Origin of the sequence: Mesorhizobium sp. Root695 (assembly GCF_001428185.1) — a bacterium.
Taxonomy (GTDB): Bacteria; Pseudomonadota; Alphaproteobacteria; order Rhizobiales; family Rhizobiaceae; genus Mesorhizobium.
Window position 1 is genome coordinate 1 of the sequence record NZ_LMHO01000045.1, and the last position, 20,397, is coordinate 20,397.

The following is a 20,397-nucleotide window of genomic DNA, read 5'->3' on the forward strand; positions in this document are numbered from 1 at the left end:
TTGATGGTGACGACGATGCCGGCACCGACGGTGCGGCCGCCTTCACGGATAGCGAAGCGCAGCTTCTCTTCCATGGCGATCGGCACGATCAGCTCGACATCGACCGTGATGTTGTCGCCCGGCATCACCATCTCGGTGCCTTCCGGCAGCGACACGATGCCGGTCACGTCGGTCGTGCGGAAGTAGAACTGCGGACGRTAGTTGGTGAAGAACGGCGTATGACGGCCACCTTCGTCCTTGGTCAGGATGTAGGCTTCGGCCACGAACTTCTTGTGCGGCTTCACCGTGCCGGGCTTGGCCAGAACCTGGCCGCGCTCGACACCTTCACGATCAACGCCGCGCAGCAGCGCGCCGATGTTGTCGCCAGCCTGGCCCTGATCGAGCAGCTTGCGGAACATCTCGACGCCCGTGCAGGTCGTCTTGGTCGTCGGACGRATGCCGATGATCTCRAGTTCCTCGCCGACCTTGACCACGCCGCGCTCGACGCGGCCGGTCACGACCGTGCCGCGGCCCGAGATCGAGAACACGTCTTCGATCGGCATCAGGAACGGCTTGTCGAGCGGACGAACCGGCGTCGGGATGTAGGCATCGACCGCAGCCATCAGCTCGCGGATCGCGTCCTCGCCGATCTTCTTGTCCGAATCTTCAAGAGCCGCCAGAGCCGAACCCTTGACGATCGGAATGTCGTCGCCGGGGAACTCGTTCTTGGTCAGAAGCTCGCGAACCTCAAGCTCGACCAGTTCGAGCAGCTCGGCGTCGTCGACCTGGTCGACCTTGTTGAGGAACACCACGATCGACGGCACGCCGACCTGACGGGCAAGCAGGATGTGCTCGCGGGTCTGCGGCATCGGGCCGTCGGCGGCCGACACGACCAGGATCGCGCCGTCCATCTGCGCGGCACCGGTGATCATGTTCTTCACATAGTCGGCGTGGCCGGGGCAGTCGACGTGAGCGTAGTGGCGGTTGGCCGTCTCGTATTCAACGTGAGCCGTCGAGATCGTGATGCCGCGCGCCTTTTCTTCAGGGGCAGCGTCGATCTGGTCGTAGCGCTTGTATTCGCCAAAATACTTGGTGATCGCCGCCGTCAGCGACGTCTTGCCATGGTCGACGTGGCCAATCGTGCCGATGTTCACGTGAGGCTTGTTACGCTCGAATTTACCTTTNATACTTGGTGATCGCCGCCGTCAGCGACGTCTTGCCATGGTCGACGTGGCCAATCGTGCCGATGTTCACGTGAGGCTTGTTACGCTCGAATTTACCTTTTGCCATAGTCTCTTTCCTTGGACGGCCTGGACCTTCAGTTCAGTCGAATGCGGGGCGATTAGCGACAAAGGCCAAAAAACACAAGCGTCTTTTGGCTGGGTGCCGTCTCACTCAGTCCGAACCATCGATCCGATTGCGGGGATGTGGCGCTGATATAGGAAGGCTCTGGGTGAAATGAAATGGGTGACGGGCCGAGCGATCGAAGCCGCGATAGCGCTGGCCTGCTTGCCCGCCCTGTCTGATCCAAGGCCAGGCCATGGCCCATTGCGATCATTACCGGGGTCTGATTTTGTGACCGGATGCATTTCATCCCTGCCTCCATCCGCGGCCCGCTGTTCATGATCGTCTCGACGGGGTCGTATCTCGTCAACGACACGATGATGAAGCTCGCGACGGCAGGCCTGCCTTCCTATGAAGTGCTGTTTCTGCGGGGTGCTGCGGCAGCGCTCTGGGGCTTCCCGCTGTTGTTCGCGCTCGGCTACGGCAAGCAGATTCCGCTGATCTTCGACGGCCATGTGCTGCGCAGGAACCTGCTCGAGATGGCGGCGATCCTTTGCTATGTCGTCGCGCTCGCCAACATGCAGATCGCGGATTCCACCGCGCTCGGACAGATCACGCCGCTCTTGATGCTGGTCGGCTCCTCGATCCTGTTTGGCGAGCGGATCGGCGGCCAGCGCATGGCGCTGATCGGGCTCGGCTTCATCGGCGCCCTGATGGTGGCGCAGCCGACCATGCAAGGCATTTCGGTCTATGCCTTGCTGGCGCTTGGCAACGCCGCGCTTGCAGCAGCACGCGACCTTGCCGGCAGGCGGGTCTCGGCCGAGGTGCCGGGGATGATCGTGGCGATTTCCGCCGTCGTGGTGGTGCTGATCGGCGCCGGTGCCGCGCATCTGGTTTCCGAACGCTGGATCATGCCCGGGACGCACCATCTGCTGCTGATGGCCGGTGCTGGATTTTTCCTGATCTTCGGCCACTTCTTCATCTTCATGGCCTATCGCGTCGGACCGACCAGCGCCGTGGCACCGTTCTACTATAGCTTCACCGTCTGGGCGGTCATTTCAGGCCTTGTGGTGTTCGGGCAATTCCCCAACGCGCTGGCGGTCTGCGGCATCCTGCTGGTTGTCGGCAGCGGGCTGACCATCGTCGCGCTGGATCAGCGCCAGCGCAGGCTGGCCGTCGTCGCATAGCCTCAGCATCCGGGCAGGCGCTCACGCACGAGCTGTTGCCGCGTCGAAAAAGATCTTCTAATCGGCGAAGAGCCGTCCAATCGACGCCATGATCAATCAGCCAAGGGAGGTTCCCCATGACGGATTTTGACCGGCACAAGAACTCCGACGCCGAGCACAAGGCCGCCATCCGCAAGTCGCTTGTCGGCTGGGCGGTGTTCGTCGCGGGAACGCTGATCTTTTTCGCCGCCGCCGACGTCGTGTTGATGCCATAGGGGAGCCGCTGCTGGGTGTGTCGGCCCTAGGCCGTTCTTCTTTCTCCCAACAGCAACAGTTCTCGAAACTTCAGACGATCAGGCTGGCGCCTAAAGCGTCCGCTTTGCGCTGAACTGATGGTAGGCCCAAAGGACGACCACGGCGCCGATCACGGCAACGATCAGGCTGTAGATGTTGAGCCCAGTGACGCCCGAAGCGCCGAAGGCACTGAAGATCAGGCCGCCGACAATGGCGCCGACGATGCCGAGCACGATATCCATGATCATGCCCTGGCCGCTCTTGTTGACGATCTTGCTGCCCAGAAAGCCGGCGATGACGCCGAGTATGATCCAGCTGATGATTGACATTTTTTTCCTCTCCATCCCCCGCCGGCCGAACATTTTCATAGGATTGTCAAAACCTCAAGCCAACTTGAAATTGCGCCCGAATGCTCCATTGTTGAGGAGGGGTCGGGCTTGGTCGCAATGGAGGATCCACTATGGGACTTTTTGACAATGCCGTTCCCGGCGGCAACATCACCAAACCACTGATGATCGCTCTCGGCGCATTGCTGGTCGGAAAAATGCTGAGCGGCAGAAATGCCGAACAGCCCGAGCAGTCTCCCGCTCCTGCTCCAACCGGCCCTGCCCCGACGGAAACCACGTCAGCAGACGGCGGCCTGCTCGGCGGACTGGGCGGTCTGCTCGACAAGCTCCGGGATGCCGGTCACGGCAATACCGCGGACTCCTGGGTCGGCACCGGCCAGAACCAGCCGATCAACGCCAACGATCTCGGCACCGCGATCGGACCGCAGATCATTCGCGAGATCGCGCAGCGGACCGGAATGGACGAGCAGGAACTGCTCAAGCAACTGTCCACTGCCTTGCCCGGCATCGTCGACAGACTGACGCCGAACGGCCAGGTGCCGCAGCAGCACCAGGTCGCATCCGCGTTCAACAGCTAGCGCGTCGCGGACAGTTCCTATTCCACGAACGCTGCGCACGTTGCCGCGCAGCGTTCGTCTGTCATTTGCGCAACCTCATATGCAGATGCATGACAATACGGCCCCGCTCGATTGCAGGCTCGCTGCGCGGCGGTTCATTGGATCGCTGCCCACCCCGTTACAATGACGAGGACAAGCGTGACGACGGCTCCCGAGACGTAGAGGATCGTCCTGACACTGCCTCCCTTGGCAGCGTTGCCGCCGCGAATGTAGACTCCCAGGTGAACCAACCGGATCGCCAGATGCAGCCAAACGATCGCTGCCAGCGTGGCGGGATCGACACCAACCATCATCGCCAGCAAAGCCGGGACAACGAAGGGCGCCAGCGCCTCGACCGAATTCATATGCACGCGGTCGATCCTGTAGAGCATGTTGTCGTCGTCTGCCGGGACTATGGGGCCTGAAAGCACTCCGAGACGGCCTTTGGATGAGCCCGAGTATATCGCCAGCAGGACCGACAAAAGGCAAAGCGCGAGCGTTCCGACGATGCTGAGCCAGTAAGCTTGCATTCTTCCCTCCGATTCTTCGATTGAATCCTTATGGCTGTCACGCGGCCGTCAGGTCGCCTGGCGCGTGAAAAGGTCGTGAAAGCGCTGCAGGTAAAGTGGCCAGCCTTGATCGCTGCCAACGCCACCGCGTACACCTTCCCAACCTTCGCCATGCCGTTCGAGATTCCGGTGCACGATCTCGACCCGGGTCCGGCTATCCGTCTCCGCCGTGAAGTTGACTTCCCACTCGCTGGTCTTGTCCGGATCGGTTTCAATCTGCCATTGAGAGCTGATGTCCCAGCTCAGAAGCAGTCTGTTGGGCGGCTCGTAGGCCAGCACCCGGGCCCACCGGCACTCGCTGCCGTCGACGCCTCGGTCATAGATGTGACCGCCGACTCGAGGCTCGAAGACCGTGTCGGCGATCGGCACTGCGAGTATGTTGTGCTCTCTAGGTTTGAAACTGCCGAAGTCCTCGGTGAAGACCTTGAAGGCCTTTGCGATCGGAGCCTCGACGACGACGGAGTGTCTCACAAGCGTGGGACCTTGATGCGTGCTCATTTCTGCTCCTTCGACGATTGTTCGACGGCCACCTTGTAGGCCGCAAGAGTCTTGTCCCAGAACCGGTCCAGTTCGGCGCGCAGGCTTGCCAGGCCTTCCGGATCGACCCGGTAGATACGTTGCTTGCCGAAGCGCGTATTGGCCACAAGGCCGGCATCCTTGAGGACCTTCAGGTGCTGCGAGACCGCCGGCCGGGTGACCGGAAGGGCACGAGCCAACTCCCCGACCGAACAAGGGTGTTCGACCAGCAGTTCAAAGATCGTGCGCCTGGTCGGATCGCCGAGCGCTGTCCAGCTGTTCACGTTAGTCTGCACTAACGCGATCTTATGTAAATGTGCTTTTTCTGTCAATTCTCCGCGAGGCCCCGCCGAGTGGCTGGGAAGACAGCGCAATGACGACAGCGCGCAGACACGGCTGTGACACCAGTGGCCCGGGCAAAATCGGCGTTAAGCGAAATTTGGAAAAAGATTCAGAAGGCAATCTGGAGCGGGTAGCGGGAATCGAACCCGCATATTCAGCTTGGAAGGCTGCTGCTCTACCACTGAGCTATACCCGCGCCTTTCCTGAAGTATCGGATTCACCCGAAAAGCGCCATGCACTTTTCGGTCCGATTCTTTCGCGTTTCAGGGCTTCCGGGCCGGCAGTGGTGGAGAGGGTTGGATTCGAACCAACGTAAGCTAAGCTAACGGATTTACAGTCCGTCCCCTTTAACCACTCGGGCACCTCTCCAGTCTGCCGCCGGAGCCATGCAACGAGGCATTCGCGCCAATCCGGACCCGAGTTGTGTCTTCTCCGAAACCAGCGCAGCGCCTTATGGCGGCAAGCCCATTGGGTGTCAACCGCGCAGCCAGGGTTTTTCGTTTCTGTTCGCCGGCTGTGGCGACGGGCCATATCCTTGGCCGGAGGACACGGCTATAGAAGCCAGCCATGAGCGATAAAACCAACACTCCCAAAGACACCCATTACGCCAAGCTGCGCCGCGCCTATCGCGACGAGAAAAGCGGCGGCGCGCCGGCGTTCAGGCCCCGACAGCCGGTTCCGCCGGGCGAAAATGCCGCGGACGGCCTTGTACGGCTCTACGGCCTGCACACGGTGCGCGCCGCACTCGACAATCCGCGCCGCAAGATCAGGAAGATGCTGGTGACGCGCAACGCGGCCGAGCGCCTGGAAATCGCCGATCTCGCCGCCCTGCCCTTCAAGACGGAACTGGTCGAACCCAGGGACATCGACAAGATCACCGGGTCGGACGCCGTGCATCAGGGCGTGCTGATCGAGGCGGAGCCGCTGAAACCGAAGCGGCTCGATGCTCTTGGCGATGCAAAGCTGGTTCTGGTGCTCGACCAGGTCACCGATCCGCACAATGTCGGCGCCATCCTGCGCTCGGCGGTCGCCTTTGGCGCCGGCGCGCTGATCACCACGGCCCGCCACAGCCCGCAGGAATCGGGCGTGCTGGCGAAATCCGCCTCCGGCGCGCTGGAGCACATCGACCAGATCGAGGTGAAGAACCTCGCCGACGCGCTCGGCCAATTGCACGAGGCGGGCTTCCGCACCATCGGGCTTGATTCGGACGCGCCGGCCGAGCTCGAAAAGAGCTTTGCCGGAGAAAAGATCGCGCTGGTGCTGGGCGCCGAAGGCAAGGGCCTGCGCCAGAAGACTCGCGAGACGGTAACGACGCTGGCGCGGCTCGACATGCCCGGCGCCATCCATTCGCTCAACGTATCGAATGCCGCGGCGATCAGCCTTTACGTGGCGAGGACATTTTTGAAGCGCGGTTGACTGGGAAGGGCAGGCCGCCTGCCAGGAACCATCTCGAAACGAGAAACGGGTTCCGGCCATAGACGCCGGAATCCGTTCTTCGATGGGCCAAGAGTTGGCGCATTGGGAACGTTGCGCCGCACTCTCCTGACCTATGCCGCTTTGCCTTTGACGTCGGCTGCCTCGCCGCCGACCTCGAAATTGGCCATCCGCTCCAGCGCCCTGACCAGCGCCGAATGATCTTCCTTTGCGCCGCCATTGGCCGCGCAAGAGTTGAACAGCTGCTGCGTGGTGGAGGTGTTGGGCAGCGCCACGCCGAGTGCTTTCGCGCCCTCCAGCGCGAGGTTCAAATCCTTCTGGTGCAGTTCGATGCGGAAGCCGGGCGCAAAGGTGCGTTTGACCATGCGCTCGCCATGCACTTCGAGGATGCGCGAGGCCGCCAGCCCGCCCATCAGCGCCTGCCGCACCTTGGCCGGGTCGGCGCCAGATTTCGATGCAAAAACAAGCGCTTCGGCGACGGCTTCAATGGTCAGCGCGACGACGATCTGGTTGGCCACCTTGGTGGTCTGGCCAACGCCGTTGGGTCCGACCAGGGTGATGTTCTTGCCCATCTTCTCGAACACGGGTTTGGCGCGCTCGAAGGGTTTTTCCTCGCCGCCCACCATGATGGTCAGCGACGCCGCCTTGGCGCCAACCTCGCCGCCCGAGACCGGTGCATCGAGATAGTCGCAGCCGAGATCGTTGATCTTCTTCGCGAACAGTTTGGTCTCGATCGGCGAGATCGAGCTCATGTCGATGACCAGCTTGCCCTTCGACAATCCCGATGCGACGCCATTCTCGCCGAACAGCACATCGGCCACCTGTGGGGTGTCGGGCACCATCAGGATGATGATGTCGGCAGCCTTGGCGACGGCCGTGTGGCCAGCGACCGTTTTCAGACCCTTGGCGACGAGATCGGCAGGCGGCTTGGAGCGATGGTCGCTGGCGATGACATGATAGCCCGCGCCCAGCAGGTGCCCCGCCATCGGCGCGCCCATGATTCCGAGGCCGATGAAGCCGATGGTTTCCATTGTGGTTCTCCGTCTTCTGTTAGGCCGCGCTCTGTCACGCCCCCCTCTGTCCTGCCGGACATCTCCCCCACGAGGGGGAGATTGGATGTCACCGCTGCCTTCGCCAATTGTTGAAGCTGCCAAAGTTGCGAGCCGGGGCCGAAGCTGCCGATCTCCCCACCTGTGGGGGAGATGGCCGGCAGGCTAGAGGGGGGCGCTAAGGAACGGCTTCGACTGCGGTAGCCGCTAAGCCGCGGCACTTCCCTGCCCGGCCAGTTCCCTCAACCACCCCAGCCCAGCCTCTGTACCCGCCTTCGGCTTGTACTCAGCCCCGACCCAGCCGGAATAGCCGATGCGGTCGATGTGCTCGTAGAGGAAGGGATAGTTGATCTCGCCCGTCCCCGGCTCGTGACGGCCGGGATTGTCCGCAAGCTGGATGTGCGCGATGCGGTTAAGGTTTGCCTCGATGGTACGGGCGAGATCCCCCTCCATGATCTGCATGTGATAGATGTCGTATTGCAGGAACAAGTTTTTTGAGCCGACACGATCGATCAGCGCCAGGGCCTGGTCGGAATAATTGAGAAAGAAGCCCGGAATGTCGCGTGTGTTGATCGGCTCGATCAACAGCCTGATGCCCGCCTGCTCCAGCTTTTCCGCCGCGAAGGCGAGGTTTTCGGCAAACACATCCTCCAGCACCTTGCGGTCGGCGCCGGCGGGGGCGATGCCGGCCAGGCAATTGACCTGCTGGCAGCCGAGCGCTTGCGCGTAGGTGATCGCCTTGGCGATGCCCTGTCGGAATTCCGGGACGCGGTCCGGCAGCACGGCAATGCCGCGCTCGCCCTTGCCCCAGTCGCCGGCCGGCAGGTTGAACAGCACCTGCGTCAGGCCGTTCTTCTTCAGCCTCGCGGCGACGACATCGGGCGCATGGTCATAGGGGCCGATATATTCGACGCCCTTGAAGCCGGCGCGGGCGGCGGCGTCGAAACGGTCGAGGAAATCATGCTCGCCAAAGAGCATCGAAAGATTGGCTGAAAAACGCGGCATTCTTTTTGTCCTTCTAGTCGAGCATGACGATCGCCGTCGGCGCGTCTTCCTGATGTTCGGCAAGGTCCTCGAATTCGGTGATCTTGTCGATCTCCGTGCCCATGGAGATGTTGGTGACGCGCTCGAGGATGAATTCGAGCACGACCGGCACCTGATGTTCCTTCATCAGCCGCTGGGCCTCCTTGAAGGCGCCGGCGAATTCTTCCGGCTTGCGCACCCTGACCGCCTTGCAGCCCATCGCCTCGGCAACAGCAACGTGGTCGACGCCATAGCCGGCTTCGGGATCGCCTGATCGATTGATGTTCTCGAAGGCGAGACTGACCTCGAAATCCATTGAAAAGCCGCGCTGCGCCTGGCGGATCAGGCCGAGATAGGCGTTGTTCACGACAACATGCAGATAGGGCAATTTGTGCTGCGCGCCGACCGCCAGTTCCTCGATCATGAACTGGAAGTCATAGTCGCCCGACAGCGCGACGATTGTGCGGTCGGGATCGGCGGCGCGGACGCCAAGCGCTGCCGGCAAGGTCCAGCCGAGCGGGCCAGCCTGGCCGCAATTGATCCAGTTGCGCGGCTTGTAGACATGCAGGAACTGCGCGCCCGCGATCTGCGACAGGCCGATGGTGGTGACATAGGTGACGTCGCGGCCGAACGCCTTGTTCATCTCCTCGTAGACACGCTGCGGCTTCAGCGGCACATGGTCGAAATGCGTCTTGCGCTTCATTGTCTTCTTGCGGGCCTGGCACTCTTTCGCCCAGCCGGACCAGTCGCGCAGCTTGCCAGTCGTCTTCCACTCGGTGGCAACATCGAGCAGCATCTTCAGCGCCGCGCCCGCATCCGATACGACGCCGAGGTCCGGCGCGAAGACACGGCCGATCTGCGTCGGCTCGATGTCGACATGGATGAATTTTTTCCCCTTGGTGTAGACATCGACAGAGCCGGTGTGGCGGTTGGCCCAGCGGTTGCCGATGCCGAAGACGAAGTCGGCTTCCAGCATCGTCGCATTGCCATAGCGGTGCGAGGTCTGCAGCCCGCACATGCCGGCCATCAGCCGGTGGTCGTCCGGGATCGCGCCCCAGCCCATCAGGGTCGGGATGACCGGCACACCGGTGATCTCGGCGAATTCGATGAGCAGATCCGACGCATCGGCGTTGATGATGCCGCCGCCGGCGACGATCAGCGGCTTCTCCGCCGCATTGAGCATCGTCAACGCCTTTTCGGCCTGCGCGCGCGCCATCGCCGGCTTGAACGGGACAAGCGGCTCATAGGCATTGATGTCGAATTCGATCTCGGCCAACTGGACGTCGACCGGCAGGTCGATCAGCACCGGACCCGGCCGCGACGAGCGCATAAGATGAAATGCCTTCTGCAGCGCCATCGGCACCAGATAGGGCTCCATGACGGTGACCGCCCATTTGGCGACCGGCGCGGCAATGGCTGATATGTCGACGGCCTGGAAATCCTCCTTGTTCAGCCGCGCGCGCGGCGCCTGCCCGGTGATGCACAGGATCGGAATGGAATCCGCGGCCGCCGAATAGAGCCCGGTGATCATATCGGTGCCGGCCGGACCCGAGGTGCCGATGCACAGGCCGATATTGCCTGCCTTGGCGCGGGTATAGCCCTCCGCCATGTGCGAGGCGGCCTCGACGTGGCGGGCAAGGACGTGGCGGATCGTCCCCCTCGCTTTCAGCGCCGAATAGAACGGGTTGATCGCCGCGCCCGGCACGCCGAAAGCGCAGGAAATGCCTTCCTTTTCGAGAACGAGAACCGCGGCATCGACAGCGCGCATCCTGGCCATTTTCCAGCCCTCCACGGGTTTGTCATTGTTGGATGAGCTGAGAATGTCACCAAGCCGGCTATTTTTCAATTTTTTCAGAATATTTTTTCATTTCTAGCAAACGGCGTCATATTTCTGATTTTATTGAATTTTCCGTTTTCCAGGTATTCATCCCACGAGCCGCGTGAAAAACTATTTCATTGTGCGTTTAGCGAAATCGGCCGAGAATGGCGCTATGGAATCGACTGAGAAACGCCAGCGCGGCCGGCCGCGCGCCTTCAACGGTCCATCCGAGGCCAGTTCGGTGCAGTCGCTCGATCGGGCGCTGCGCATACTGGCCATTGTCGCGGAAGGAAGTGGCCTGTCGCTGAGCGAGATATCAGCGCAGAGCGGCCTTGCCGCCTCCACTGCCTACCGCATGCTGACGACGCTCGAAAACCACGGCATGGTCGAATTCGACACCAGCGACCAGCTGTGGTCGATCGGCGTCGAGACCTACCGCATGGGCGCGGCGTTCCTGCGCCGTCGCAAGCTGGTCGACCGCGCCCGCGTGGTCATGCAGGAATTGATGGAAAGAACCGGCGAAACCGCCAATCTCGGCGTCGCCGAGGATGATTGCGTCGTCTTCGTCAGCCAGGTCGAGACGCATCAGGCGATCCGCGCGTTCTTCCGGCCGGGCACGCGCAGCCCCTTCCACGCGTCCGGCATCGGCAAGGCGGTGCTGGCGCATCTCGAGCCGGAGCGCGTCGGAACCATCCTGCGCAAGGCAGGCCTGCAGCGATTCACCGACAGGACGCTGTCCGACATTTCGGCACTTGCCCACGACTTGGCTGTTATCAAGCTGCGCGGCTGGTCGGTCGACGACGAGGAGCGGCACCCCGGCATGCGCTGCGTGGCGGCCGCCATCTTCAACGAATTCGGCGAGCCGATCGGCGGCGTGTCGGTCTCCGGGCCGACCGTTCGGGTGACGCCGGAGCGGCTGGCCGAAATCGGCCCGCTGGTGCGCGATGCCGCTGCCGAAGTAACCAGGATGATCGGCGGTGTGAAGGCAGGCTGATCAGCTTGCCCCGGGCAGCGCGCTCTTGGTCGCAATTTCGAAGAAATCGAGCAGAATCGCCAAGCCGACGCCGCAGGCGGTGAAGACGAGGCCGGCGATAAAGATGCGGTTTGCGTGTTTATAGACCCGCCGCTGCAGGGATTTTATGTCGAGGAGGAGCGACAGCGCCCGCATCTGCAAGGCGATGCCGATGAGGATCGGCAGGACGGCGACAAGATGATAGGTCTGCCACGGGATCGGGTTGGCGGCCCAATGGGTGATAAAGCCCAGCGAAAACGCTAGCAGGATACCGACAGTGGTGACGGTGCCGTTTCGGAAAACCGTTTCGATCAGGTCTTCCTTCGGGTTCTGCTCGTCCAAGGGTCTCTCCCCACTTATTAAGCTTAGAATAGACGCTCGGAAAATCACTATACACCGCCCAGGTCGGCCGCCCAAGGCAATCGCTTCAGCTCTGTGCCACCGACGTTGAAAGTCGACCGATGGAGCAGGCTCCGCTACCATCGAAGCAACAGAAAAGGGGCTCGCGCGAGCCCCTCTTCTGTTGCTGAAACGCCACCTCCTGTCAGAGCCGGCAGTAGTGACGATAGCCGTCGTGGCCGAGATAGCTGTCGGAGTCCACGTCGTAGCTCGCGTAACGATCGTAGCAGCGGCGGACGTGCCAGGAGCCGCCGTCTTCGTCGACATAGACGGTGCGCGGCTGGGCGAGCAGGCTGCCGAGGACGAAGCCGCCGACGCCGGCGGCAATGCCGATGCCGAGGTCATGGTTGTGATGATGGCTGTGAGCGGCCGAAGGCTGGACGGTGCCGACCAGCGCGGTGGCGGCGACGGCGGTGGCGATGAGGCCGGAAACGAGTGTGTTCTTGAACATGATGATCTCCTTGCTTCGTTGACGAGGCGATCCATCCGCCTCTTGATCATCTGTCGTTGCGGCCAGGAAAAAGGTTCGAATCTTTGTTCGGTTTTCTGGAGCCGGGGAAATCGAATGGACCGAGGTCTTGGCGACGGCGACTGGAAGAGGTTGGCGAGGACATTGATGACAGCTGATCTCCCCATTTGCGGGGGAGATGCCCGGCAGGGCAGAGGGGGGTGCTGTCCCGCCTGCTTGTCAACCAATCAGGGCGTGGCAATCGCACGGACAAAATAGGGAAGATTCATGGAGAAGTTGGTGATCCTTCACACCCCCCTCTGTCCTGCCGGACATCTCCCCCGCAAGGGGGGAGATCGCTAGCTTTGCCCGCCCTACATCGCAAGGTGCAGAACGCAAAAAGGGCGGCCGAAGCCACCCTCTTGGAAGAATGGGTCCCTCCATCAAAGGAAAATGATCACCCTGCCGTGCCTGTGGTGATGATGGTTGTGGTGGTGGTTGTAGTGCTTCCACCACTTCTTGAAGTGCTTCTTGTGATGGTTGTGGTGATGATGATGGCCGTGCATGCCGTGGGCGGACGACGTGCCGACAGTGCCGGCGAGCGCGCCGGTGGCGACGAAAATGGCGACGAGGCCTGAGGTAAGAGTGCGCTTGAACATGATGATCTCCTGGATCCTTGATCGAGGCGACCCATTCGCCTCTGGAGATCAGTCGGCGCAGCGCGGGAAAAGGTTCGATAGGTCGAGGAGATTTTTTCGAGGGGGAACCCTATTCCCCTATTCCCCTATTCCCCTATTCCCCTATTCCCCTATTCCCCTATTCCCCTATTCCCCCCTCTCTCACCCCATACCCGTGACATGGCGAAGCCAGAAGGCGAGCGCGATGAAGCCGATGATGGTGGTGACGCCGGTCCAGTCGACATTGGCCCTCTTCACATCGCTGACGATCTTCACCAGCAGCATCCAGGACACGAAGATGATCGGGAGAATGATGACAAATCTGATCATGCGACACCCTGCTCGAAGCAATTGCACCTTCCCTAGATGTAGGAAGCAATCCGGCGCTTTTCAGTATGCGCCTCGCCGACGGCCCATGCGACATGCCGGGTAAAAAACGGAGTTTTGTCTTTACTGGCGCAACAAATATGCTAACGGAGCGCCGTGCCCTTGTAGCTCAGCTGGTAGAGCAGCGGTTTTGTAAACCGAAGGTCGGCGGTTCGATTCCGTCCGGGGGCACCAAGGCCTTTTTCAGCCGTTGATATTGCTGGCCCTTTTGCCTGTTTTATCCCACTTTCCCAGCCTCCGATGTCGGCGGGACAGTATTGTCCTTTTTGCTCTCGCAGCAGCTTGTGAATTGCCCTGCCAGCGTTCCGTTTTCGGCTGGCACGTCGCGTGTAGAGCGCGGTCTGCTGTTTCAACGTCCACCCGAAGATCGCTATCAGACGGGCCTCGAATTGCTCGACTTCCTACATCGTCCAGGCATGGAAATCGTCCCCGGAATTTGAGGCGGCTAATCCAATCGAACTCATCGAACAGCGCGCCGCCTCTGAAATTCGGATGGGCAGTGGAAAACGTGCTGGCCAAGGTCAATCCGGCTGCCGGGATCCTGCCTGAAATCCGGCACCAGGCCAGGGTGCTTGCCGTCGGCCTACCCATTATGCATGTCATGCGTGTACTTCTTGCGATCAAGGTGTCGAAGCAGCTCGAATATGGTAGTGTTGCTAGAAAAGGTGGAGCACATGTGCAGCAGGTTGACTACAAATAGCGCGGCAATTCAATCCGGCGCCGCCATCGCAGGCGTACTTGTTGGTATATTTGGTTTCGGAGCAACGATCTGTCAGTTATCCGCGACGAAGAACGCACTTCAGGCCTCTAACACCTATACGATTCAGCACGACGCTCGTGAATTGATCACCGCCATAAACCCCAATATCCGTAAGATCCGTGCTGGGACGGTGGCGCCGGAGGAAAAAGACGCAGCTTTGGTTGATGTGTGGAAGATGTTGAACTTCTACTTGTCGGTCTACCGGCAAAGTGTGTCTGGTGGGATAAAGCCGGATTTCTCGCAGGCGTTCGCCGATGACTTCTGCTCAACGATTTCCAACAAAGGAATGGCTGCGGCGTGGGATCAACTGAAGGCAGAAGATCGTATCTCGGACAAGCACGAGAAAATGAAGGAGGGGTGGTGTGGGACGAAATAGCTTTCTAGCGGTAGTGATCATAAGCCTTTTGGTCTCCGGTGCTTCGGCAGGCGAATTTGGCAATGTCTCAGCAGACGCCGATACAACGGCGGCCTCAAGGGATGCCAGCGCTACGGCGCTTACCGGCGTGGAACAAACCATCGCGGGCTTGAAGGAGCGCGAACTCCAGCTGGGTTCTGGCGCCACGCAATTCAAGCAAGCTGCGACTTCCTTTCTGTCAGCAGCAGACAAAATGGATTCTGTACTTAAGACGCTACCTGACGAACATTTGTCGCAGGCGCAAGTCGACTACCTCAAGACGAACTTTAACACTGGTTCGTTTCCAGGCGTTCAAGAGGCCAAATCAATTCGCGACGTCTATGCTCGTTTCGCGGAGAAAACCCGCCAGATGGCAGGGTTACTGGACGGACTGGCCGAACAGGAGAACGCATTTGCGATCGTATCGCCAATTTTGATTGACTACTTTCGACTTGCCGACGGCATCGTCGCGCTTCGGCGGGTACCCGTGCCGAAATGAGTGACCGCCAAAGCCGTTGAATACCGCGTCCTCGAGGCTGCGGAAATGCTCATGCTGACGCCGAATATCGGCGGCGGTGTAGGGTCGGCCCAGATCGAGCTACAATGAAGACCGCGAATATCGCAGCTGGTTCATGCTACCGGCACTGGCGGCTTCTTTCTTCGCACACAGCCACAGAGTCCGCTGCGAGCAGCCATCTCGTCTAGGACGCGCTCGCGACCTGGGCGGATGCCCTCACCCGGGTGAACGTGTTCCGCACCCTGACGGACTTGTAGACGTAAGCGACCCAGAGTCCTGTCAGCACAAACGAGACTATCTGCACCGCAAGCGTGTCTCCGGTGACCAATTGCCCGACCGGAACCCCGAGAGCCATGGAAACCCAGGCCGCGTCCAGGATGAAGACCACCGGGATTGCAAGCCACTGGATGAGAAACAACTGCTTGAACCGACGGCTCCGCCACAGCATGGCAACAAGCACCACCAGTTGAAGCACCAGAAATGCCAGCAGCAGCGCAACCTCGACATAGACCACCATGGGTCCGTTCGGCACCAGCATGAGCTGGTTGTAGCCATCGATCGAGGAACCCAATTCGGCGAGCGTGCGCAATGGGGACAGGGCCTGCCCGATCGCGAGAAGCATCAGCCATCCTCCGAATCCGGCGAGATCTGCCGAGTTCTGTGAGGGCTTGCGAGCCGATCGGAGCGCAAAGAAGACAGGCACGCCAATCAACAACAGAACTATTGCCCAATGCCAAATTGAAAACTGCATCGACCCCTCCCTAATGCATCCTGGGGTTGTAGCAGATTCTAAATGCCACTCAAGAGGCCGAACAGCGGTTTTTGATCCATCGATCGATGCTGCTGCCTTTTCCTGCCAATCACACCGCAATCGCCGCCACCAAAATGCGGTTCTGCCTTCGTATCGCCGCGCGTAGTTCCGGTATCCTCGCCGCCTCGCGCTTCACGAATTCGATGAACATCATGTTCATGTTGTTGAAGATCAGTTCGCCAAGTGCTGCGCCGTCGATATCCTGCCGCACGAGGCCGAGCGCCTGCAGCCGGGCGATCAGGGCGCGGATCTGCTCGGTCAGCGCCCGGTCGAGCGCGGTGTAGGCCTGGCCGAACGGGCTGTCGGGCAGTTGCGTCGAGATCGCCATCGCCTGCCGCCACATCTCCTTGCTGAGATAGTGCAGCGAGTGCTCGATATAGATGCCGATCAGCGTGTCCAGCGCATCGCCGACATTGGCCGGTGGCCTGGCGACGACGCCCTGCCCGGCATTGAGCACCTCGTTGACCTCCAATGAGACGATGGCGCCGAGGATGTCGCCCTTGTTCTCATAGTAGTTGTAGATGGTGCCGACCGAGACCTCGGCCTGGGCGGCGATCGCCTCGATCTTGGCGCCTTCATAGCCGGCCTCGCGAAACAGTTCCGCCGCCGCCTCGATGATGCGCCGGTGCCGGTCCGCCTTTTGCCTTGCCCGCAATCCGCTCACGAGAGCCCCTTGCCATAAAAACAGAATTGACTCAATTTTAGAATTGGTTCAATTTTTTGCAAGAAGCCACAAAGGCAAGGGAGAACACTCGATGTCCGCAAAATCCGCATCCAGGAATCCGCTTTCCATTCTCACAAGCCATCTGCATGCGGCGTGCGCCGCCACGGCGCTGCTGCTCGGAGCTGGCAGCGCTGCCCAGGCCGCCGACCTCAACGCGCTAATCTGGTGCGATCATGCCGATCCAGCGTTGCTGCAGCCCTTCGAGGAGGCCAATGGCGTCAAGGTCAACGTCAAGGAATTCGAAGGCACCGGCGCCGGGCTGGCCATCGTCGAGCAGTCGCAGCCCGGCGACTGGGACGTGATGGTCATCGACTCGATCGACGTGCCGCGCGGTGACGAAAAGGGCCTGTTCGAGCCATTGCCTGAAGACAAACTGCCATTGGCCGACCTGTTCCCGCAGGTGAAGATGGACGGCTCCACCGTGGTCGGCGGCAAGCGCTACGGCATTACCGAAAAGTTCGGCTACAACACGATCGGCTACAACAAGACCAAGGTCGATCCGGCAGACATGCAGTCGATGGCGGCGCTGACCGGCGACAAGTACAAGGGCAAGGTTGCGATCTACGACTACTACCTGCCGGTTATCGGCATGGCAGCACTCGCCATCGGCAAGAAGACGGCTGAGCTGACCGAAGCCGACCTCCCCGCCCTCAAGGAAGAGCTTTTGAAGATGAAGGCCAATGCCAAGCTGGTCGGTGAAGTGACCGCCAGCCAGACGGCGCTGGCCACGGGCGAAGTCGACATACTGGTCGGCGGCGGCGAATGGGTGACGGCGGGATTGGCCAAGGAGAACCCGGCGCTCGACTTCTCCGTCCCCAAGGAGGGTGCGGTTCTGTGGTCGCAGTCGCTGGCCATGTTCAAGGATTCCAAGAACAAGGACATGGCGCTGAAATTCATCCAGTACATTATGAGCCCGGAGGGCCAGGCGCGGCTTGCCACCTCGTCCTGCTATTGGGGCATGCCGGCGAACACCAAGGCAGCGCTGACCGACGACCAGAAGAAGGTCCTGCGCTTCGACGAGCAGCCGGGCTTCCTGGCGCGCGCCCAGGCCTATCCGGCGCCGAATGCCGATCTCGACAAGAAGATGCAGGACATGTGGACCGAAATGCTGCAGGCAAAATGAGCCAATACCGCTCATGAGCAGCTCGGCAAACAACGGGCGTGCCCTGCCCAGGGCGGGCCGTGCCCTGCCCTGGGCGCTGGTCACGCCAGCGCTCGGCTGGACGCTGCTGTTCTTCGTGCTGCCCTTCATCGCCATGGGGCTTTCCAGCCTGACGGCGCATGAGGGCGGCGGCTTCACTCTGTCCAACTACAGCCAGTTCTTCACCAACCCCTCCTACTGGCAGGCGATGGTGAACTCGCTGCAAGTGACGGCGATCGTCACCGTGATCTCGGTGCTGCTCGCCTATCCCTTTGCCTGGATCCTGGCCGAACAGGTGCCGGAACGCTGGCAGCGGCTGGCGCTGATGCTGGCCGTTCTGCCGTTCTGGACCTCCTATGTCGTGCGCTCCTACTCCTGGCTGCTGGTGCTGGCGCAGAACGGCGTCGTCAATCGTGCTCTGACCGGCTCGGGCCTGTTTGCCGAGCCGCTACAACTCGCCAACACGCGTTTTGCCACCGTCACCGGCTTCGTGCATTTCTTCGTCATGCTTTTGACGCTAACCATCTTCGCCAACCTGAAGCAGCTCAGCCCGAGCTACCGCAAGGCCGCCGCCGATCTCGGCGCCGGACCGGTGCGCACCTTCCTGCATGTCGTGCTGCCGCTGACCTTGCCCGGCATCATGGTGGGGGCCTTCCTGACCTTCGTGCTGTGCATCGGCGACTACATCACGCCGCAGATCCTGGGCGGCAACAACGAGCTCCTGATGCCGCAGTTGGTGATGATGCAGATCGGCCGGCGCGGCGATTTTCCGCTGGCCTCGGCGCTGTCGATCATCCTGATGGCGGTGGTCACCATCGCCTACCTCGCCTGCGCCCGTTGGCTGAAGATCGAGCGGACCTGAGATGCGCCAGCTCCTCCGCATCGCTTCCTGGCTCTACGCCGTTCTGGTCTACGGCTTCATCTTCCTGCCGGTTATCGTGCTGGTGCTGTTTTCGTTGCAGGCGACATCGTTCCCGATCCCGCCTTTCACCGGACCGTCGCTGCGATGGTACGATGCGGTTCTTTCGGACACGCGGCTGACCTCGGCGCTGGTCAATTCGCTGCTGGTCGCGTCCATCTCTTCGCTCGCCGCCGTCACGCTCGGGTTCCTCTGCGCCTGGGGTCTTGCCCGCTTCGTCCTGCCGGGCTCCGGCCTGCTGCGCGGGCTGATCACCCTGCCGCTGACGGTCAGCTATCTCATCATCGGCATGGGGCTGCTGGTGCTGTTCAACTGGGCAGGTGTGCCGAAATCGCTGCTTGCCGCCGGCATCGGCCATGTCGTGATCAACCTGCCGCTGTGCTTTGCCATCATCTACAGCCAGATGGGCGACCACCAGATCAACATCGAGCGCGCCGCGCGCGATCTCGGCGCACCGGAATGGAAGGTGCTGCTGCTGATCACCGTGCCTGTGATGGCGCCTGCCATCTTCGCGGGCTTCTTCCTGTCGATGACCTTTTCCTGGGACGAGTTCGTGATCTCCTTCCTGCTCACCCGCTTCGACACCACGCTGCCTGTCGAAATCTGGAACCTGCTGCGCTCCGGCCTCAATCCCAAGACCAATGCGGTCGGCTCGCTGGTCTTCGCCGTCTCCATCGTGCTGGTCGTGCTGTTCGAACTGACATTGCTGCGCAGGAGAAAGGCATGACCGCGCCCTTGGTCGATATTCGTGCCGTCTCGCACCGCTTCGGCCAGCACACCGTGCTGAAGGATGTCTCGCTGCAGATCGAGCCCGGCAGTTACACGGTCCTGCTTGGGCCCTCGGGGTCCGGCAAGACGACGCTCTTGTCCATTCTGGGCGGCTTCGTCACGCCCAGCGAAGGCAAGGTGTTCATCCGTGGCGAGGACTGCACCTCGGTGCCGCCGGCCAGGCGTCCGACGACGACGGTGTTCCAGGACTATGCGCTGTTTCCGCATATGAGCGTCGGCAGCAATGTCGGCTTCGGCCTGCGCATGCAGGGCGTCGATGGCGCTACCCGGGCGGCAAAGGCGCGTGAAGCGCTGGCGCTGGTCGGCCTCGCCGCCGCCTTCGACAAGAAGCCGCATCAGCTCTCCGGCGGCCAGCGGCAGCGCGTGGCGCTGGCGCGTGCGCTGGTGATCGAGCCGGCGGTGCTTTTGCTCGACGAGCCGCTCGGTGCGCTCGACCTGAAGCTGCGCCGGCAGATGCAGGACGAGTTGAAGGCGATCCAGAAGCGCGTCGGCACCGCCTTCATTCACGTTACCCATGACCAGGAAGAGGCGATGGCGCTGGCCGACCATTGCGTGGTGATGAATGACGGGCGCATCGAGGACGAAGGACCGCCCGAGCGGGTCTACGCGCGGCCGGCGACGCGCTTTTCCGCCACCTTCATGGGCGAGAGCACGATCCTTGCCGGCACGGTCACGGCGGTGACGGAAAGGACAAGCACCGTCGCGACGCCGGTTGGTTCGGTTTCGCTGCCCGGCGCCTTGCCGGTTGGCTCCGCCGTTGCGCTGGCCATACGGCCGGAGCATCTTGTCCTCGGCACGGCCGCAGGCGGTGTCAGGCTCGGCACGGCTGGTGTGAGCGACGTCGTCTTCCAGGGCAGCTTCAAGCGCGTGCTCGCGGTTTCCATCGAAGACCCTTCGGTGCGGTTCATCGCCAAGTTGCCCGCGAAGGCGACCGTCCAGCCGGGCGACACGGTCGCGATTTCCTGCGATACCGACCAGATCATCCAGCTGACGGATTGAAA

26 protein-coding genes, 3 tRNA genes and 1 pseudogene are annotated in these 20,397 nt (G+C 61.4%); 13 read left to right on the top strand and 17 right to left on the bottom strand.

From position 1 onward, the window contains the following. Together tuf and ASD99_RS35560 are read right to left on the bottom strand one after the other, a co-directional pair. Positions 1-1,163 (bottom strand): elongation factor Tu (tuf, locus tag ASD99_RS29080; protein ID WP_127232415.1); only part of this gene is annotated, 1,163 nt, incomplete at both ends. A gap of 1 nt (position 1,164) precedes the next feature. Next, a pseudogene (locus ASD99_RS35560) lies at positions 1,165-1,269 on the bottom strand (GTP-binding protein); the annotation flags it as partial. A 293-nt stretch (positions 1,270-1,562) separates the two neighbouring features. On the opposite strand from ASD99_RS35560, the gene ASD99_RS29085 reads away from it, so the two are divergent. Then, positions 1,563-2,450 carry a DMT family transporter gene (locus ASD99_RS29085; RefSeq protein ID WP_056584646.1) on the top strand — a complete coding sequence of 296 codons (888 nt, stop codon included), beginning with the start codon at positions 1,563-1,565 and terminating at the stop codon, positions 2,448-2,450. Positions 2,451-2,566: 116 nt separating this feature from the next. Next, complete coding sequence (locus tag ASD99_RS34010) at positions 2,567-2,704, top strand: hypothetical protein (RefSeq protein ID WP_162252228.1); 138 nt, start codon at positions 2,567-2,569, stop codon at positions 2,702-2,704. 90 nt (positions 2,705-2,794) lie between these two features. Here the strand turns inward: ASD99_RS34010 and ASD99_RS29090 are convergent, their stop codons facing one another. Then, on the bottom strand, positions 2,795-3,052 hold the full coding sequence (locus ASD99_RS29090; protein WP_056584643.1) for a GlsB/YeaQ/YmgE family stress response membrane protein: 258 nt from the start codon (positions 3,050-3,052) through the stop codon (positions 2,795-2,797). Between the two features lie 131 nt (positions 3,053-3,183). Here ASD99_RS29090 and ASD99_RS29095 point away from each other — a divergent pair, with 131 nt between their 5' ends. Further along, on the top strand, positions 3,184-3,648 hold the full coding sequence (locus tag ASD99_RS29095; protein WP_057145752.1) for a YidB family protein: 465 nt from the start codon (positions 3,184-3,186) through the stop codon (positions 3,646-3,648). A gap of 134 nt (positions 3,649-3,782) precedes the next feature. Here ASD99_RS29095 and ASD99_RS29100 read toward each other — a convergent pair whose 3' ends face one another. The 5 genes from ASD99_RS29100 to ASD99_RS29120 form a co-directional block, all read right to left on the bottom strand. Then, positions 3,783-4,196 carry an MAPEG family protein gene (locus ASD99_RS29100; protein ID WP_057145753.1) on the bottom strand — a complete coding sequence of 138 codons (414 nt, stop codon included), beginning with the start codon at positions 4,194-4,196 and terminating at the stop codon, positions 3,783-3,785. A 48-nt stretch (positions 4,197-4,244) separates the two neighbouring features. Next, a complete protein-coding gene (locus ASD99_RS29105) occupies positions 4,245-4,733 on the bottom strand; it encodes an SRPBCC family protein (RefSeq protein WP_057145754.1) in 489 nt (162 codons plus the stop codon). Then, on the bottom strand, positions 4,730-5,035 hold the full coding sequence (locus ASD99_RS29110; protein ID WP_244482810.1) for an ArsR/SmtB family transcription factor: 306 nt from the start codon (positions 5,033-5,035) through the stop codon (positions 4,730-4,732). Before ASD99_RS29110 ends, ASD99_RS29105 begins: the two co-directional genes overlap by 4 nt. Positions 5,036-5,215: 180 nt before the next feature. Then, a tRNA-Gly gene (locus ASD99_RS29115) sits at positions 5,216-5,289 on the bottom strand. A gap of 88 nt (positions 5,290-5,377) precedes the next feature. Beyond that, positions 5,378-5,462, bottom strand: a tRNA-Tyr gene (locus ASD99_RS29120). Positions 5,463-5,660: 198 nt separating this feature from the next. On the opposite strand from ASD99_RS29120, the gene ASD99_RS29125 reads away from it, so the two are divergent. After that, positions 5,661-6,509: a TrmH family RNA methyltransferase gene (locus ASD99_RS29125; RefSeq protein ID WP_057145755.1), complete on the top strand. Its 849-nt coding sequence runs from the start codon at positions 5,661-5,663 to the stop codon at positions 6,507-6,509. 131 nt (positions 6,510-6,640) lie between these two features. On the opposite strand, the gene ASD99_RS29130 is transcribed toward ASD99_RS29125, so the two are convergent. The 3 genes from ASD99_RS29130 to gcl all read right to left on the bottom strand — a co-directional run bounded on the left by ASD99_RS29130 (position 6,641) and on the right by gcl (position 10,376). Then, positions 6,641-7,558, bottom strand: a complete 918-nt coding sequence (locus ASD99_RS29130) for a 2-hydroxy-3-oxopropionate reductase (RefSeq protein ID WP_057145756.1) — start codon at positions 7,556-7,558, stop codon at positions 6,641-6,643. Between the two features lie 225 nt (positions 7,559-7,783). Continuing rightward, complete coding sequence (gene hyi / locus ASD99_RS29135; RefSeq protein WP_056584567.1) at positions 7,784-8,581, bottom strand: hydroxypyruvate isomerase; 798 nt, start codon at positions 8,579-8,581, stop codon at positions 7,784-7,786. Positions 8,582-8,594: 13 nt separating this feature from the next. Continuing rightward, positions 8,595-10,376, bottom strand: coding sequence for a glyoxylate carboligase (gene gcl, locus ASD99_RS29140; RefSeq protein WP_057145757.1), 1,782 nt, complete (start codon positions 10,374-10,376; stop codon positions 8,595-8,597). Between the two features lie 214 nt (positions 10,377-10,590). Here gcl and bhcR point away from each other — a divergent pair, with 214 nt between their 5' ends. Continuing rightward, on the top strand, positions 10,591-11,412 hold the full coding sequence (bhcR, locus tag ASD99_RS29145) for an HTH-type transcriptional regulator BhcR (protein ID WP_057145758.1): 822 nt from the start codon (positions 10,591-10,593) through the stop codon (positions 11,410-11,412). On the opposite strand, the gene ASD99_RS29150 is transcribed toward bhcR, so the two are convergent. From ASD99_RS29150 to ASD99_RS34215, 4 genes are all read right to left on the bottom strand, one after another. Beyond that, positions 11,413-11,772, bottom strand: coding sequence for a hypothetical protein (locus tag ASD99_RS29150; RefSeq protein WP_056584558.1), 360 nt, complete (start codon positions 11,770-11,772; stop codon positions 11,413-11,415). Between the two features lie 202 nt (positions 11,773-11,974). Further along, positions 11,975-12,280, bottom strand: coding sequence for a BA14K family protein (locus ASD99_RS29155; protein ID WP_056584671.1), 306 nt, complete (start codon positions 12,278-12,280; stop codon positions 11,975-11,977). Positions 12,281-12,720: 440 nt separating this feature from the next. Then, positions 12,721-12,936 (bottom strand): hypothetical protein, encoded by a 216-nt coding sequence (locus tag ASD99_RS32920; RefSeq protein ID WP_082583454.1) that lies wholly within the window; start codon positions 12,934-12,936, stop codon positions 12,721-12,723. A gap of 180 nt (positions 12,937-13,116) precedes the next feature. Continuing rightward, positions 13,117-13,284 (bottom strand): hypothetical protein, encoded by a 168-nt coding sequence (locus ASD99_RS34215; protein ID WP_082525344.1) that lies wholly within the window; start codon positions 13,282-13,284, stop codon positions 13,117-13,119. Between the two features lie 155 nt (positions 13,285-13,439). On the opposite strand from ASD99_RS34215, the gene ASD99_RS29160 reads away from it, so the two are divergent. From ASD99_RS29160 to ASD99_RS29170, 4 genes are all read left to right on the top strand, one after another. Continuing rightward, positions 13,440-13,515 (top strand) — tRNA-Thr (locus ASD99_RS29160). 325 nt (positions 13,516-13,840) lie between these two features. Further along, on the top strand, positions 13,841-14,041 hold the full coding sequence (locus ASD99_RS33755) for a hypothetical protein (protein ID WP_156389102.1): 201 nt from the start codon (positions 13,841-13,843) through the stop codon (positions 14,039-14,041). After that, entirely contained in the window at positions 14,028-14,477 is a 450-nt protein-coding gene (locus tag ASD99_RS29165) for a hypothetical protein (RefSeq protein ID WP_162256733.1), read from the top strand. The genes ASD99_RS33755 and ASD99_RS29165 overlap by 14 nt, the downstream gene beginning before the upstream one ends. Beyond that, positions 14,464-14,994 (top strand): hypothetical protein, encoded by a 531-nt coding sequence (locus ASD99_RS29170; RefSeq protein WP_156389104.1) that lies wholly within the window; start codon positions 14,464-14,466, stop codon positions 14,992-14,994. The genes ASD99_RS29165 and ASD99_RS29170 overlap by 14 nt, the downstream gene beginning before the upstream one ends. Positions 14,995-15,196: 202 nt before the next feature. Here the strand turns inward: ASD99_RS29170 and ASD99_RS29175 are convergent, their stop codons facing one another. Then, complete coding sequence (locus ASD99_RS29175; protein WP_056584546.1) at positions 15,197-15,763, bottom strand: DUF2569 family protein; 567 nt, start codon at positions 15,761-15,763, stop codon at positions 15,197-15,199. Positions 15,764-15,872: 109 nt separating this feature from the next. Further along, on the bottom strand, positions 15,873-16,487 hold the full coding sequence (locus ASD99_RS29180; protein WP_057145761.1) for a TetR/AcrR family transcriptional regulator: 615 nt from the start codon (positions 16,485-16,487) through the stop codon (positions 15,873-15,875). A 91-nt stretch (positions 16,488-16,578) separates the two neighbouring features. Here ASD99_RS29180 and ASD99_RS29185 point away from each other — a divergent pair, with 91 nt between their 5' ends. Genes ASD99_RS29185 through ASD99_RS29200 form a run of 4 tightly spaced genes read left to right on the top strand, consistent with a single transcriptional unit; the run spans position 16,579 to position 20,395 of the window. Further along, positions 16,579-17,670, top strand: coding sequence for a spermidine/putrescine ABC transporter substrate-binding protein (locus ASD99_RS29185; RefSeq protein ID WP_057145762.1), 1,092 nt, complete (start codon positions 16,579-16,581; stop codon positions 17,668-17,670). Positions 17,671-17,683: 13 nt separating this feature from the next. Continuing rightward, positions 17,684-18,550 (top strand): ABC transporter permease, encoded by an 867-nt coding sequence (locus ASD99_RS29190; protein WP_056584537.1) that lies wholly within the window; start codon positions 17,684-17,686, stop codon positions 18,548-18,550. Position 18,551: 1 nt separating this feature from the next. Continuing rightward, complete coding sequence (locus ASD99_RS29195) at positions 18,552-19,334, top strand: ABC transporter permease (protein WP_056584534.1); 783 nt, start codon at positions 18,552-18,554, stop codon at positions 19,332-19,334. Further along, positions 19,331-20,395: an ABC transporter ATP-binding protein gene (locus tag ASD99_RS29200; protein WP_057145763.1), complete on the top strand. Its 1,065-nt coding sequence runs from the start codon at positions 19,331-19,333 to the stop codon at positions 20,393-20,395. Before ASD99_RS29195 ends, ASD99_RS29200 begins: the two co-directional genes overlap by 4 nt. The last annotated feature ends 2 nt before the right edge of the window (positions 20,396-20,397 follow it).

Excerpts from the sequence above, each read along its gene's own strand:
- ASD99_RS29085 (WP_056584646.1), top strand. The coding sequence starts at position 1,563 with ATGCATTTCATCCCTGCCTCCATCCGCGGCCCGCTGTTCATGATCGTC.
- ASD99_RS34010 (WP_162252228.1), top strand. The coding sequence starts at position 2,567 with ATGACGGATTTTGACCGGCACAAGAACTCCGACGCCGAGCACAAGGCC.
- ASD99_RS29090 (WP_056584643.1), bottom strand. The coding sequence starts at position 3,052 with ATGTCAATCATCAGCTGGATCATACTCGGCGTCATCGCCGGCTTTCTG.
- ASD99_RS29095 (WP_057145752.1), top strand. The coding sequence starts at position 3,184 with ATGGGACTTTTTGACAATGCCGTTCCCGGCGGCAACATCACCAAACCA.
- ASD99_RS29100 (WP_057145753.1), bottom strand. The coding sequence starts at position 4,196 with ATGCAAGCTTACTGGCTCAGCATCGTCGGAACGCTCGCGCTTTGCCTT.
- ASD99_RS29105 (WP_057145754.1), bottom strand. The coding sequence starts at position 4,733 with ATGAGCACGCATCAAGGTCCCACGCTTGTGAGACACTCCGTCGTCGTC.
- ASD99_RS29125 (WP_057145755.1), top strand. The coding sequence starts at position 5,661 with ATGAGCGATAAAACCAACACTCCCAAAGACACCCATTACGCCAAGCTG.
- ASD99_RS29130 (WP_057145756.1), bottom strand. The coding sequence starts at position 7,558 with ATGGAAACCATCGGCTTCATCGGCCTCGGAATCATGGGCGCGCCGATG.
- hyi (WP_056584567.1), bottom strand. The coding sequence starts at position 8,581 with ATGCCGCGTTTTTCAGCCAATCTTTCGATGCTCTTTGGCGAGCATGAT.
- gcl (WP_057145757.1), bottom strand. The coding sequence starts at position 10,376 with ATGGCCAGGATGCGCGCTGTCGATGCCGCGGTTCTCGTTCTCGAAAAG.
- bhcR (WP_057145758.1), top strand. The coding sequence starts at position 10,591 with ATGGAATCGACTGAGAAACGCCAGCGCGGCCGGCCGCGCGCCTTCAAC.
- ASD99_RS29155 (WP_056584671.1), bottom strand. The coding sequence starts at position 12,280 with ATGTTCAAGAACACACTCGTTTCCGGCCTCATCGCCACCGCCGTCGCC.
- ASD99_RS32920 (WP_082583454.1), bottom strand. The coding sequence starts at position 12,936 with ATGTTCAAGCGCACTCTTACCTCAGGCCTCGTCGCCATTTTCGTCGCC.
- ASD99_RS34215 (WP_082525344.1), bottom strand. The coding sequence starts at position 13,284 with ATGATCAGATTTGTCATCATTCTCCCGATCATCTTCGTGTCCTGGATG.
- ASD99_RS29175 (WP_056584546.1), bottom strand. The coding sequence starts at position 15,763 with ATGCAGTTTTCAATTTGGCATTGGGCAATAGTTCTGTTGTTGATTGGC.
- ASD99_RS29185 (WP_057145762.1), top strand. The coding sequence starts at position 16,579 with ATGTCCGCAAAATCCGCATCCAGGAATCCGCTTTCCATTCTCACAAGC.
- ASD99_RS29190 (WP_056584537.1), top strand. The coding sequence starts at position 17,684 with ATGAGCAGCTCGGCAAACAACGGGCGTGCCCTGCCCAGGGCGGGCCGT.
- ASD99_RS29195 (WP_056584534.1), top strand. The coding sequence starts at position 18,552 with ATGCGCCAGCTCCTCCGCATCGCTTCCTGGCTCTACGCCGTTCTGGTC.
- ASD99_RS29200 (WP_057145763.1), top strand. The coding sequence starts at position 19,331 with ATGACCGCGCCCTTGGTCGATATTCGTGCCGTCTCGCACCGCTTCGGC.